At 44.0% G+C, this 13,218-nt stretch carries 15 protein-coding genes; 8 read left to right on the forward strand and 7 right to left on the reverse strand.

The features are described from left to right. Positions 1-43: 43 nt before the first annotated feature. The 4 genes from ACSAZL_RS19990 to artA form a co-directional block, all read right to left on the reverse strand. Entirely contained in the window at positions 44-400 is a 357-nt protein-coding gene (locus ACSAZL_RS19990) for a dihydroneopterin aldolase family protein (protein ID WP_440946316.1), read from the reverse strand. A gap of 115 nt (positions 401-515) precedes the next feature. Next, positions 516-1,259 carry an archaetidylserine synthase gene (locus tag ACSAZL_RS19995; RefSeq protein ID WP_440946317.1) on the reverse strand — a complete coding sequence of 248 codons (744 nt, stop codon included), beginning with the start codon at positions 1,257-1,259 and terminating at the stop codon, positions 516-518. A gap of 1 nt (position 1,260) precedes the next feature. Next, the gene (locus ACSAZL_RS20000; protein ID WP_440946318.1) at positions 1,261-1,887 is read right to left on the reverse strand and encodes a phosphatidylserine decarboxylase; all 627 of its coding nucleotides are present in this window, start codon (positions 1,885-1,887) and stop codon (positions 1,261-1,263) included. A 5-nt stretch (positions 1,888-1,892) separates the two neighbouring features. Further along, entirely contained in the window at positions 1,893-2,762 is an 870-nt protein-coding gene (gene artA / locus ACSAZL_RS20005; protein WP_440946319.1) for an archaeosortase A, read from the reverse strand. A gap of 794 nt (positions 2,763-3,556) precedes the next feature. On the opposite strand from artA, the gene ACSAZL_RS20010 reads away from it, so the two are divergent. From ACSAZL_RS20010 to priL, 4 genes are all read left to right on the forward strand, one after another. After that, positions 3,557-3,991, forward strand: a complete 435-nt coding sequence (locus ACSAZL_RS20010) for an NUDIX domain-containing protein (RefSeq protein WP_440946320.1) — start codon at positions 3,557-3,559, stop codon at positions 3,989-3,991. Then, positions 3,951-4,265 carry a transcription factor S gene (locus ACSAZL_RS20015; protein WP_440946321.1) on the forward strand — a complete coding sequence of 105 codons (315 nt, stop codon included), beginning with the start codon at positions 3,951-3,953 and terminating at the stop codon, positions 4,263-4,265. Before ACSAZL_RS20010 ends, ACSAZL_RS20015 begins: the two co-directional genes overlap by 41 nt. A 313-nt stretch (positions 4,266-4,578) precedes the next feature. Beyond that, complete coding sequence (locus tag ACSAZL_RS20020) at positions 4,579-5,316, forward strand: DNA polymerase sliding clamp (RefSeq protein ID WP_440946322.1); 738 nt, start codon at positions 4,579-4,581, stop codon at positions 5,314-5,316. Positions 5,317-5,323: 7 nt separating this feature from the next. Further along, entirely contained in the window at positions 5,324-6,436 is a 1,113-nt protein-coding gene (priL, locus tag ACSAZL_RS20025) for a DNA primase regulatory subunit PriL (RefSeq protein ID WP_440946323.1), read from the forward strand. Positions 6,437-6,482: 46 nt separating this feature from the next. Here the strand turns inward: priL and ACSAZL_RS20030 are convergent, their stop codons facing one another. Continuing rightward, positions 6,483-6,983, reverse strand: a complete 501-nt coding sequence (locus tag ACSAZL_RS20030) for a glyoxalase/bleomycin resistance/dioxygenase family protein (RefSeq protein WP_440946324.1) — start codon at positions 6,981-6,983, stop codon at positions 6,483-6,485. A 269-nt stretch (positions 6,984-7,252) separates the two neighbouring features. Here ACSAZL_RS20030 and ACSAZL_RS20035 point away from each other — a divergent pair, with 269 nt between their 5' ends. Next, positions 7,253-8,020 (forward strand): SDR family oxidoreductase, encoded by a 768-nt coding sequence (locus tag ACSAZL_RS20035; RefSeq protein WP_440946325.1) that lies wholly within the window; start codon positions 7,253-7,255, stop codon positions 8,018-8,020. Between the two features lie 181 nt (positions 8,021-8,201). On the opposite strand, the gene ACSAZL_RS20040 is transcribed toward ACSAZL_RS20035, so the two are convergent. After that, positions 8,202-9,521 (reverse strand): cobyrinate a,c-diamide synthase, encoded by a 1,320-nt coding sequence (locus ACSAZL_RS20040; protein WP_440946326.1) that lies wholly within the window; start codon positions 9,519-9,521, stop codon positions 8,202-8,204. A 309-nt stretch (positions 9,522-9,830) separates the two neighbouring features. On the opposite strand from ACSAZL_RS20040, the gene moaA reads away from it, so the two are divergent. Both moaA and ACSAZL_RS20050 read left to right on the forward strand, forming a co-directional pair. Further along, positions 9,831-10,856, forward strand: coding sequence for a GTP 3',8-cyclase MoaA (gene moaA / locus ACSAZL_RS20045; RefSeq protein ID WP_440946327.1), 1,026 nt, complete (start codon positions 9,831-9,833; stop codon positions 10,854-10,856). A gap of 85 nt (positions 10,857-10,941) precedes the next feature. After that, positions 10,942-11,103: a hypothetical protein gene (locus tag ACSAZL_RS20050; protein WP_440946328.1), complete on the forward strand. Its 162-nt coding sequence runs from the start codon at positions 10,942-10,944 to the stop codon at positions 11,101-11,103. Positions 11,104-11,287: 184 nt separating this feature from the next. Here the strand turns inward: ACSAZL_RS20050 and surE are convergent, their stop codons facing one another. Next, positions 11,288-12,091, reverse strand: coding sequence for a 5'/3'-nucleotidase SurE (surE, locus tag ACSAZL_RS20055; RefSeq protein ID WP_440946329.1), 804 nt, complete (start codon positions 12,089-12,091; stop codon positions 11,288-11,290). A 387-nt stretch (positions 12,092-12,478) separates the two neighbouring features. Between surE and ACSAZL_RS20060 the strand changes: the two genes are divergently transcribed. Then, complete coding sequence (locus ACSAZL_RS20060; RefSeq protein ID WP_440946330.1) at positions 12,479-13,069, forward strand: acetate uptake transporter; 591 nt, start codon at positions 12,479-12,481, stop codon at positions 13,067-13,069. The last annotated feature ends 149 nt before the right edge of the window (positions 13,070-13,218 follow it).

A 13,218-nucleotide genomic window follows, 5' to 3' on the forward strand; every position in this document is an offset into this window, starting at 1 on the left:
TTACTTTAATTAAGATTTATTTTTTTAGGTTCAGCTTTTAATTTTATTCTATATCTTTAATTTTCATCAATGGATAATTCAGTTCGGAGTCGAATTCCATTGCGACTTTCACCCGTGAAGAGCCGTATTTTACAGTGATTTTAACATCGAGCATGGGTCCCTGAAGTTCGGTATATCCGAACTCGTTGTTTAGCTTACTTTTCAAGAGCTCCCGGTCAATTTTCACGAAGATGCTTTCCACAAACGGTTGAACTGAAATGCTTTCCTGGATAGCCTGCTCAAGGCTCGAAACAGTTTTCAGGTTTACCGGGGAACCCGTAAATTGATGGTATAAAGCTCCCAGTTTTATTCCTGCTTCGAAAAGTGCGTTATCTCTATCGGTTATTTTGTTTCCGGTCAAATAAACTTCTCCTTGTTAATTCGATGTGCTGCGGACGAATTAGACCAAATACCAGATATCAAGTTGGCCAGGTATAAATACCAAGTCAGAAACTACAGTAATATTTGAACAGGCTTTAATGCTTTTCTTTTTCCCCTCCGGCTTTCACTGCCTTTTTGTTCCCCTGATCTTTACTGTTAACAGGGCTGATCAGAGGGATCTTCAGGAAAGGAGAAAACAGGTAAGTAAGCATAAGAATGAAAGGCAGGAAGGAAAAAAGCCGCATGTACTCCAGATCAATAAAGTACAGAAGAATAGTTATCACGAAAACCGCAGCTACGAAAGCCAGAATTTTGATATTCCTTATCTTCGGATAGCTTACGGAACTGACCATAAGGATAGAGAGGGCAAGAGTCAAAGCCAGCAGGAAGGCTATCCCTACGATACTTTCGCCAAGCAAAAGGTAGGTAACCAGCATAATGCAGCCTGCGGTGATGGGGAGCCCTTCAAATCCGGGCTTCGGGGTAGATATCGTAGAATTGAAACGGGCGAGCCTGAGCACCCCGCATACAGCATAAAAAGCTGCAAATATCGCGACAAGGGGGTCCTGTTCTCCGAATTCCAGGAAGATGAGAAGAGCGGGAGCGACCCCAAAAGAGACTGCATCTGCAAGAGAGTCGAGTTGCTCTCCGAGTTCTCCTCCTCTGAACCTGCGGGCGATGTATCCGTCCGCTCCATCTGCAATTGCCGCAATAAGGAGCAGGATCAAGGCAAAGCCAAAAGAGTTACTCTGGGCAGCTACTGCAATGGAGCCAATCCCGCAGATCAGGTTCAAAAGAGAGACCAGGTCCGGGAGCCTTAACATTTGAAATACGTTCATATCAAAAGTCCCTGTCATTTTTTATTGTTGCTATAACGGTTTTGCCTGCAAGCACCCGCTCCCCTTTACAGACTGTAATATCAAAATCATGAGGAATTGTTACATCGACTCTTGACCCGAAACGGATCATTCCGATCCGCTGTCCCTGTTCTACAATGTCATTCAAATTCGAATATGTGACAATTCTGCGGGCAATAGTGCCTGCAATCTGCGTAACTTCTACATCCCCGTACTTGCTGTGGATAATGAACTCGTTTCTTTCATTCCTTTCCGAATCCTTACAAAAAGCAGGGAGATAACCACCTTTCTTGTAGGTAATTTCCCTGATCCTTCCGGAAATCGGAGCTCTGTTTACATGTACATTCTGAAGAAACATAAAAATACAGATTTTCCTGTCCCTGATGTCGATAACCGTGCCATCGGCAGGAGAAATCATATAAGCATCAGAGATTTCTACCTTTCTTTCGGGATCCCTGAAAAAGATAACCATAAAGAAAGTTAATGCCATCCCCATATGAGCTGCATGATTAAGGAACGGTAAACTATCCGTTGCCCAGGAGAGAATTGCAAACAGGGCAGTTACAGATGCAGCTGTGAAAAGCCAGGGTTCGGATCCTTTTGCAATCATCAATCTCAATCCCCAGCAAATCTATGCAGAAGATATTTCAATTCTTCGGAAAGTATTGCCCAGAGGCCATCGATCATTCCCAGCAACTCAGGCAGAATCTTGAGTACTGCATATGAAATTGCAAAGAGAGCGATCCCTGACCCTGCCTTCGCAATATAGTTATGGGCGATCATGAAACTGTCAGTCCCAAACCACTGTTCTCCATAAGCTATAACCACAAAAATATCCCTGATGAGGTTAAGCACATAGATCACGGGCACGGATACGATGAAGGCCATTACAAGACGGTTCAGGGGCGCTTTGACCGCACCTATTAGCCCCATAAAAAGGGCTATGCTTTCAATTGCGGTACAGGCAAGGATAATCTCAACCGTATAACCGTTAAGGGTTATCATGTTCCAGGCTTTCATGTATGCCGGGATCTCCAGGTATTGAAGAACCCAGAAAACCTGCGAGGTAACATTTCCAATAATCCAGGTATTCAGGGTAGAGAAATTTGCAAACGGGAAATAAATAAGAGCGCCAAGAGCGCTTGCACTCGTAAGCATCGAAGTTATGTCAAGGGAATCTCCTTCTATCGGAGCTGAAACTTCCGAGTGCACCACTTCTCTATTCTGTTTTACGAGAAGAGGGCCTTTCCTGTACTCCCGAAGCATGATATATGCCACAAATAAGCAGAATAGGGCAAATAAAAATGTAAGGACCACATTGGCATAGTCCTGAATCTCGATATAGTGGAGAGGCTGGAAACCCCAATGGATGGAAAACACACCCCACCCTATTCCCCCTACCAGTTTACGAATTCTTGAGTTTCTGGGGATAACGGATGACGCAATCATTAACCCGACTGCGAGCCAGAGTACACTTTCTATCATTTTTCACGCACCTTTTTGTCCGGGGCGAAGACATTCCAGATCCCCTTTCCCTTCTGTGATACTGGAAAATCCCGAACAAGTTCTGAAGTTTCCGGAAAGTAAAACATGAAATTCCCTAAAATAATTAATAGATTTCCATAGAGCTTCTACAAATGACTTAAAGCTTTCATAATTACAAGTATTTTATAAGTATTAAGGAACTCAAAGCTTATGGATTTTATTGATATAACGGATTTACAGCCAGCGGACTTAAAGCTTTATGAATTTTTCTCCTGAGAAGCTGAGATAGGGCACTGGCAAATACATACCTTATTGCGGATTGTGCGCACCTGATCGAACTCCGGATATATAAATACCTGCGCAGATTTCTGCAGTCGGCATTTGATTATATTAAGAGCCCTGTAGATAGGTAACAAATTTCTATTATAGAAAAATAACGATTATGAAATATCTCTGTTTATAAGAAAAATGATCCAGACAAAAAGGTCCTTAAAAAATAGATAAAGAACTTTTTGGGAAACTGTAAAAGAGAAACCTTTAATAAAGGCTACTGCGTAAGTGACTTTTTTGCTTGATAGAACTCGACTAATAGCCCTGAGAATCTGAGAATAACTCGAAAAAGAATTGAAAAGAATAAAAAAGTTGATAAGAATAATTGAAATATGATGACGAGTTTCTACAATAGGCACTATACTAATATATTATTTTACCTGGCGATGCGCCAGAAAAGCTAATCAGGAAGGAGATTGGCAGAGGAAAAATATCTCCCGGAAAGTGAACTTCGAAGGCGTTTTATGAAACATAATACCCCCAGCCTGACCGTTGATGCTGTAATTCTCTTTAAAAACAAGCTTGTTCTGGTGAAGAGAAAAAACCCTCCGTATCAGGGAAAATTTGCCCTTCCTGGCGGCTTTGTCGAAATCGGGGAAAGTACAGAAGAAGCAGCTTCCAGGGAAGCTTTTGAAGAAACAGGCCTTTCCGTAGAGATTCTCAAACTTATCGGTGTCTATTCCGACCCTGAACGTGACCCAAGAAGGCATACGGTCTCAGTGTGCTACCTTGCGAAAGGATACGGAGATTTAAAATCAGGCTCTGATGCTGATGCCGTTGAACTTTTTGAGTTTGATTCGATTCCTGAGCTAGCTTTTGACCACAATAAAATGATAAATGACGCAAAAAGTGATATTAATGCAGTTCTGTACCAAATGCAAAAGTATGATGTTTCCTAAAGACGGCAACTACCAGTGCAGAAAGTGTGGAAACATAATACCGATTGAAAGTGACGCAAAGAGTTTTGTCTCCAAAGCCAAGATTGACGATCATGAAGTAGTAGTGCTCGAAGGAGAACAGACTTCAGGCCTGCCAACAACGAATGTAAAATGCCCGGAGTGCGGAAACAACACTGCAGCCTGGTGGCTCAGACAGCTCAGGTCTGCTGACGAGTCCGAGACCCGTTTCTTCAAGTGTACGAAGTGCGGGTTTACGTGGAGAGAATACGACTGAATTTCATAATTTTTTCCTTCCGGCCCTTCTAAAAAACGTAGTTCTGGAAAATGCACTTCTGGAAAACTAATTCTCAGGTCAGAACTTCTTTTATGTTTCAGGCAGAGCCTGAAGCTTCCTGATTTTCTGACCAAGATTTATATAGTTGCCGGGACTTTGAATCTACTGGTTTAACCCGATTCCATATATGGCTACTTATTCCGATTCGGGAAGTTTTCCTCAAAAGGAAAAAAAGTCCCAAATTGTAAGGAAATTTATATATCCAAGGATAGATAAGGGTTTAAGGCTTAAATTTATTTGATGGAGAAGAATCATGTTCAAGGCAGCAATTAATGCAGAGCTTCTGAAAGACGCGATTGCCGCACTGGCTGTAATTGTAGATGAGGTTAGATTCAAGATTAAACCCGAAGGGATTTCGGTAAAAGCAGTTGACCCTGCCAACGTTGCAATGGGGATTTTTGAACTCGGGTCATCGGCTTTTGATGAATACAGCGCTGATGAGTGTGAGATCGGACTTGACCTGAACAAGATTACCGACCTTCTGGGAATTGCGGACAGGAACGATACGGTCCGGATGGAACTTGAAGAAGGAAGCAATAAACTCCTGATCGATGTAGGAGGGCTATCCTATACTCTTTCTCTGCTGGACCCTTCAACAATCCGTGCAGAACCCAGAGTCCCCCAGCTCGAGCTGCCTGCCAAAGTTGTCCTGAACGGTGCGGACCTCAGGCGTGCCGTAAAAGCCGCAGAAAAGATAAGCGATCATATGCTCATGGGAGTCTCCGGAGATACTTTCTATATGGAAGCTAAAGGCGATACCGATCAGGTCCGCCTGGAGATGGGCAGAGACCAGTTAATCGATCTGAAAGCAGGTGAAGCCTGTTCCCTCTTCTCCCTTGACTACCTGACAGATATAGTCAAGCCCACAAACAAGGTAAATGAGGTTACCCTTTCTCTTGGCAGAGACTTCCCTATCCTGATTGACTTTGAAATTGCAAACGGCGCAGGAAGAATATCTTACCTTCTGGCCCCGAGAATAGAATCAGACTAAGGATGGCATGCAGGCCGAAAAACTTGCATATTACCCATTTATTTCAGAAGCATCTACCCATGTCGGAAACCTGGGAATTTCCCTGGAAAGCCTGCTCAATTCGCGGGCTTACAGGACCGCAAGAGCTCACGGAATAGAAAGGGTAAAAGAAGCTCTTGAAGGAGAAATAAAAAAGTCCCCCGTATCAGGGGAAGCCCAGGTGCTCTCGGAACTCCTTTCCTATCCCTTTGCCAGGATGCTGGTCGCCTGCGTGGATGACCAGCTCTTTACCCGGCGCTATGCTCTGGCAGAAGCTAAAGCGGCCTACACTTTTTTAAGGAACGAAACCCCGGACTTTTTGCTCGAATTCGGGGAAGATTTCGGAATCTCGGCAGATATCAGGGACTCCCATTTCAGTATGCACTTTACGGACTATATCCGCTTTTCCAATTCCCTCAAAGACCCTTCCTGGAAACTGACAAACCGCCAGTTCAGGGCAGGGAAGATAAAAATAACAAAGGAAGAGTTTGCAAGGCTTCTTGAAGAGGCAGTCCGGGAAAGGATCGAGCAGTCCTTCCCTATTCCTGAAATCCCTCCCGAAGTCTCCAGTTTCTGTGCTCCCCATGTTGCCGAGATAAAGGAACAGTTTGAGGTCCAGAAGAAGAAATTCGGAGCTACGGACTTCGGGGTTGTTGAGCCCGAACTCTTTCCTCCCTGCATTTCCCATGCGCTTGCAAACGTACAGGGAGGGGTCAACCTTGCCCATTCGATGCGTTTTGCAATGACCTCGTTCCTGTTGAGCGTGGGGATGTCCGTGGACGAAATCCTGAACCTTTTCAACATCTCTCCTGATTTTGATGCGGAAAAAACCCTCTACCAGATCGAGCACATTGCAGGCGCCACAGGGAATGTATACAAACCCCCTGCCTGCGACACCATGAGGACCTATGGCAACTGTGTCGGAAAAGACAGGCTCTGCGAGAAAATCAGCCATCCTCTGGGGTATTACGAGAAAAAAGTCTACATAAAAAATAAGGAAAGAGAACGGGAAGAGAAAAAAGAAAAGGAGAATGAAAAGGAAAATAAAAAGGAGAATGAAAAGGAGAATGAAAGAAAAAATGAAAGGGAAAATGCCACCTGAGAAAGATTCAAAATAAAGAATTTCAAAAAAGCATACAGGCTGACATTCATTGACTGTTATAAAACTGCCTGACAAATTCTTCCGGCATTGAGGTGCGTTTTACAGTTTCTTCAACCGACAACCCTTCACTCAGGAGTCTTTTTACTACGCTTTCCATTGGTTCACCAACTTCAATGATGTGCATATCAGGGTCGTAAAACCTGATAACCCGCTGTCCCCAGGGCTGTTCTTTTAATCCGTGTACATACTCAATGGAATCAATGTCTTTTAGCTTTTGAAGGAAACTATCCAGATCGTCTTCTTCAAAATACATTTCAGAATTATTTGATTTTTGAACGATATCGTTTTTGTCTATATTTATTAAGTCTGAAAAATGAGACTTTAAGTGTATCGCGAAACCGCCCTCAAATGATACGTTTTCGCCAAAATCGTACTGTACTTTTTGATCGAGAACTTTTTCGTAAAAGTTCCTGGAAATTTCCATATTGTTGACAGCAATAAGCGGGCATATAAATTTCATTCTATTCCCTCCTTTTGTGGTGAGCACGATACCGGACGCTGACCATTATTCCAAATCGTTGTTCATATATGGTGAAAACCTGTTTAACAAATCTTCTCAGTATCCATTCTCAGTATCCACTCTCAGTATCCATTCCAGCATATTACCTCTGTTCCTAAAAATTACTTCGGTATTTATTAATCTCAGCCTGGCAGACTGAAAGTATCAAATTCGATGATAGCATATACAGTTTAACATACAAATATTTAAAATAATCAAGGAATAAAATGTAATGGAAAAATAAGGAGGATTGGGAAATGAAAAATCTATTTGATTTAACGGGAAAAGTTGCTATTGTAACAGGTGCTTCCTCAGGTCTAGGAGTAGAATTTGCCAGAGCTCTGGCAAATCAAGGCGCAAATATTGCTATAGTTGCACGCCGTGAAGAAAAATTAAAGGAAGTACAGAAGGAAATTGAAAAACTTGGAGTAACCTGCCGCTATTACCTGTGCGATGTGATGCAAACGGAACAGATTAAGAATGCTGTGGAGCAGGTAGAAAAAGGCTTCGGCAGAATTGACATCCTTGTAAACAATGCCGGCCTCGGACTTGTTGAGGCTGCGGACAAAACAACTGACGAAATGTGGCACAATATGATTGATACCAACCTGAATGGTGTTTATTTTTTTGCCCGCGAAGTCGGGAAAGTAATGTTAAAGCAAAAATATGGAAGAATCATTAACATCGGATCGATTCACTCGACAGTGTCAATGAAAGGACTACCGGTTACAGCTTATTGCTCAACAAAGGGCGGAGTTTTGATGCTCACCAGGGCTCTGGCAACCGAATGGGCAAAAGAAGGCATTACGGTTAATGCGATCGGACCCGGTTATTTTGCCCTCGGAATGGCCGAAGGAGCTGTTGCTGATTCGGAATTTTCAAAAATTATTGAATTTATGTGTCCGATGGGACGTGCAGGGCAGTCCGGAGATCTGGATACAACCGTTGTTTACCTTGCATCCGATGCATCAAAATATATTACAGGCCAGATAATTACCGTTGATGGCGGCTGGACAGCACTTTAATGCAAAATCTCGCTGCATTTAAAGGGCTGAATTCTATAAAGAGCTGAATTTCGAGTTTTTTAACCAATTAAAAGGTAAGGATGATAGCCAGTAAAAAGAGAGATTTGAAAAGGGTATTTTTATCTCTCTCATAACTGCTTCAACTGCATAAGCTCCTGAACCTTATCTAAGTCCTGAACATTTATCTTCTTTTGTATTCCCTGCATTTTCCCACGAACTTATCTACCGGGAAGCTGGCAGGATGGGAGTGCATATACCCTGCAAGGGTGTTGTATTCCCGAAGTCCGTCAAAACCGTCCTGTATGCCTTTTCCGCGGACCATTTCGTATGCAAATATGGCATCTCTGTCACATTCCGTGATAGAGTAATGGAATTCGTGACCCCGGATATTATGCGAAGAGAAGTTTTTGTCAAGGGGGCGGGCTTCGGTATATCCGAGAGCTTTCAGCCGGTTTGTCATGCGGGTATTTGCCGGTACGACATCAGCCAGTTTATAAGTCCTGTCATCAACCTCATAGGTTCCGCAGAGATAGAGCAGACCGCCACATTCCGCATAGATGGGCAGGCCGTCGGCTGCAAGCCCTTTAAGTTTCCGGGTGGTTTCCGAACTTTCAAGGACTTCTGCATAGAGTTCGGGATAGCCACCTCCAAAATAAATCCCGTCCACATCAGGGACTTCTCCTTCCATGGGGCTGAAAAACACAACTTCGGCTCCATGATCCCTGAAAGCATCGAACATATCCCGATAGTAGAAACAGAAAGCGGGATCCCAGGCAACCCCGATCCTGAGGTCTGCCCCGATCTGCGGGACTTCCTCGAAATCCGGAACCGAACAGGGCTCGGCAAGGTCAAGCACTGCATCAAGGTCAACATTTTCTTCGATAAAAGCTGCCATTTCCGCAGTGTTGTAGTCCTTTTCATGCGCCATGTAGAGCCCAAGGTGCCTTGAAGGGACTTCAATCTCTTTCCTTCGGGGAATTGTGCCGACAACAGGAATGTTGCCAGGGAGGGAATTGACTACAAGTTCTACATGGCGGGGGCTGCCTACCTGATTCAGGATCACGCCTGCAATCCGGACTTCCGGATCGAATTCGGAATAACCTTTCAGGAGGGCTGCGGCACTTCTTGACATGCCGTGGACATTGATAACAAGGATCACCGGGATATCCAGAGTCTTGGCTACATGTGCCGAGCTTGCGATTTCCGTGGAGTCAATCCCGTCAAAAAGTCCCATGACCCCTTCAACGACCGCAATATCAGCGTCTGCAGACGTACGGGCAACTGTCTGCCTCACACCTTCCGTGCCCATCATGTAGGTGTCCAGATTTCTGGAAGAACGCCCGCAGATGGCTGTGTGGTGGGAAGGGTCTATGTAATCCGGTCCTACCTTATAAGGCTGGACTTTTAGCTGCCTGTGCTTTAAGGCAGCCATAATACCCATGGAGACTGTGGTTTTTCCAACTCCGCTATGGGTTCCTGCGATAAGTATTCCTTTTGTCATTTGGTAACTATTGGACAGATTAATATATATCAATTCGGCTGTAAAGGAGAACAGCAACTGTTTATCTGAAAGGAAGCCGGAATAAAGAATCAAACTTCAGTATTTTTCTTCCACCAATTCCTGAAATAATATACGCCATCAATTTATATATTAGCTGTAATTATGTATTATATTGGCTGAAACATACCGCTAGCAGATATTCTTTTTAGCCATGATACTTTTGATAATTTCAGATGACCAGATCAGGATACTGATTAGAGTTTTACCAAAAATATTATTACCTCGATAATATAAATACGCCGAGGAAATATGAAGGACAATAACTCAGGAAAAAATTCCCTGTTTCCGGAAGAAAAAGAAGAAAAAATTCTGGTTGACCCTTACGGGCGCAAAGTAACCGGGCTTCGGATATCCATCACTGACAGGTGTAACCTTTCCTGCATTTACTGCCACAATGAAGGAGCAGACTGCTGTTCCTATGGCCCGCTTGGACATGAGATGAGCCCGGAACTTATCTGCGGGATTGTCCGGGAAGCAGCGAAATTCGGGGTCCGTAAAGTGAAGTTCTCGGGAGGAGAACCGCTTTTCAGGAAGGATTTTGAGGAAATCCTTGCCTGTCTCCCTCCTCTGAAAGAGGTTTCGGCAACCACAAATGGCGTCCTGCTTGAAAAGCGTGCAAAAACCCTGAAGGCTGCGGGCCTGGACAGAGTAAACGTGAGCCTGGATTCCCTTGATCCCGAAAAGTATGGAAAGATTACCGGAGCTCCCCCAGGCACTCTTGAGAAAGTAATTAAAGGAATAGACAGTGCAGTTGAAGCCGGGTTGACTCCCGTAAAGTTGAATATGGTGCTCCTGAAAGGCATAAATGACAATGAAATCGATGCAATGATGGAGTTTATCCGGCCTTACAGAGGAAAAGTTATCTTGCAGCTTATCGAGCTCATGAACATTGACCCGCAACTTTCAAAGTACACGATTGACTCAAAAGCCCTCGAAAAAAGCCTTGAGGAACGAGCAAGCGAGGTAAGAGTCCGGCATCTGCACCACCGGAAAAAATACATTATCGACGGGGTTGAAGTGGAATTTGTGCGGCCAATGGACAACTCGGAGTTCTGCGCCCACTGCAGCAGGCTCAGGGTCACAGCCGACGGAAAGTTCAAGCCCTGCCTGCTTGTACAAGATAACCTTGTTGATGCCAGGGAAGCAAAGAGCCCCGAAGAGATAGAAAAACTGCTCAGACTCGCGGTAAGCCGGAGAAAACCTTACTATATTCCGATTAGAGGAGTCACAAACTTGGAGAAGAGGCAAGATAAAGCGATATCAAAAAGTGATTAAGTAGTGAAGAAGAGCACAAAATAAAAAGCGAGAAAAAAGAAGAAAAAAAGAAGAAAAAAGAAAGACCCATAATAGGAGGAAAAAAATGAAAATTGAACTTATGGTAGACGGCAGAAAAATCCCGATGAACGAATTTGTCCAGAAAATCGTAGGAAATGTTGTTAAGGCAATGGTTGAAACTCTTCACACAATCGATAGCGATTGGAAGGAAATATCCATCCATATAGAACAGGATGAATCAAACTAAGAAAAAAGTGCGAATAAAGAACAAAAAACTTTTTTCTGGATAAAAAGGCGATATTTATCCGCAAAGGATTCTATTCTCTTTTTTCATGCGAATTTATCTTAAACAGGTTTATCCAGAATCATATCGCTGTTCTGGATCACTGTTCTGGATCACTGTTCTGGATCGCTGTTTTAGATTACCGCTCTCAGAGATATTTTTCGATCTCCAAGAATTCTATTCTTGCTGTTGAGTCCAGGGAAATAGGCGTTATGGAAACGTGCCCTTTCTGCATGACAGCATGCACGTCAGTTCCCTCTTCTTCTTCCCGTATCAGGTCTCCTGCAATCCAGTAGTAGGGCCTGCCTCTCGGGTCCCGCCGCTCTTCTACGTCAGTCTTGAAGACCTTCCGCGCCAGGCGGGTTATTTCTATGGGGGTGTCTTCTTCGGCATGGTAGGGAATGTTGATGTTTAACAGATCCACATTTTCGGGCATGCCATGCCTGAGGACATTTCGGGCTACTCTGTTCACGATTTTGATCCCGGCTTCGAAGCGTTCCCTGTGGTAGTCCCTGGGGTCATCGAACTTCTGGCCTTCGTCAAGCACCTGCATGGAGGCGGCAATTGCAGGAATCCCGTAGCTTGCAGCTTCCAGGGCTCCTCCTATGGTCCCGGAGGTTGTGATCGTGTCCGTGCTGATGTTTTCTCCGATGTTGAAGCCGGAGAGCACAAGGTCCGGCATCTGCTTGAGGACTGTAAAGATCCCCAGAATTACGGAATCCGTCGGAGTCCCGCCCACAGCATATGCAGGTACGCCTCCTACATCGGTTTTTGTAATCCGGAGGGGCTCAAAGATAGAAATCGAACGTCCGACCCCGCTCTGCTGGACAGCAGGAGCCGAAATCGTAACTTCTCCAAGGTCTGAAACGCTGTCAAAGGCGGCTTTCAGACCTGTGGAATAAACACCGTCATCATTGGTAACAAGAATTTTGGGGGCCATCTGTTTTCCCATAAGTTTCAGGATGATTTAAAATTAATGGAAAAAGGCTGTATGGAATGAAAAAACGAAGGAGGAGATTCTATGTTAAGATTATTATAAAAATAAGAATAATATATATGGAGCAATATATTTTCTAATAATATTTTCGGGGGTGGAACAAATCGGAAGGTTCCGACACAAAAAGAATGACAAAAAGAATGACAAAAAGAATGACAAAAGGAATAAGAAAGAGAATTGTCCCGAATTGTTTTTCTTTTCATCATATTCATGGATCAAAAGGTCCAGTGCAGGATCTTTCAGTAGTGCCGATGCTTGTTATAATCAAAATCAAAATTAAAAATCTCTATTGAATTAAGTATTTCCATTAAAATTCCGGAGAAAATCCGGGGAGTGATATTGATGGTAGAAGCACAGGAAGTAATAACACATGTACATGTAAGGGACAAAACCGCAAACCCTTCACCTCTGGGATTTACGGGACTTGGCCTTTCAGCAACCCTCCTGAGCCTTAGTTATATAGGTGTTTACCCTGTGGACTCGATGATAGTGTCCATGGCAATATTCCTCGGCGGCTTTGCCCAGGTCTTTGCGGGCTTAATGGCCTGGAAAAAGGGAAGCGTTTTCGGGGGCACGGCCTTCTGCGCATTCGGACTGTTCTGGTTCTCCCTTGCAGGTCTTATACTCCTGCCCGCAATTGGCTGGATCGAAGGCCCGGAGCCTATGTCGCTTGCAGCCTACCTTTTCTTCTGGGGAGTTTATACTTTCGTAATGCTTATAGCCACTCTGAAGCTGGGCAGCAAAGCCATAATGTTCGTATTCTTGACCCTCTTCGTGCTGTTCATCCTCCTGGCTATTGTAAACGCTACGGAAAACGCAGGCCTGCTTGTCGTAGCCGGCTATGTGGGGCTGCTCCTGGGCCTTTCGTCCCTTTACACCGCCCTTGGAGAAGTGCTGAATGATGCATACGGAAGGAAAGTTGTGCCGATCTGAAAGAGAAAGGTAAAACACGAAACAAAAAATAAGATTAAACAGGAACGAAATAGAGCGTAAGCTTAAACAAAAGTACAGGATAAACAAGAACACAAAATTAAGAGCAAAAAATGTAACTTCAAAAATACCAGAGTAAAAAATAAAGCACA

It is taken from the genome of Methanosarcina mangrovi, from assembly GCF_052057765.1.
Taxonomy (GTDB): Archaea; Halobacteriota; Methanosarcinia; order Methanosarcinales; family Methanosarcinaceae; genus Methanosarcina.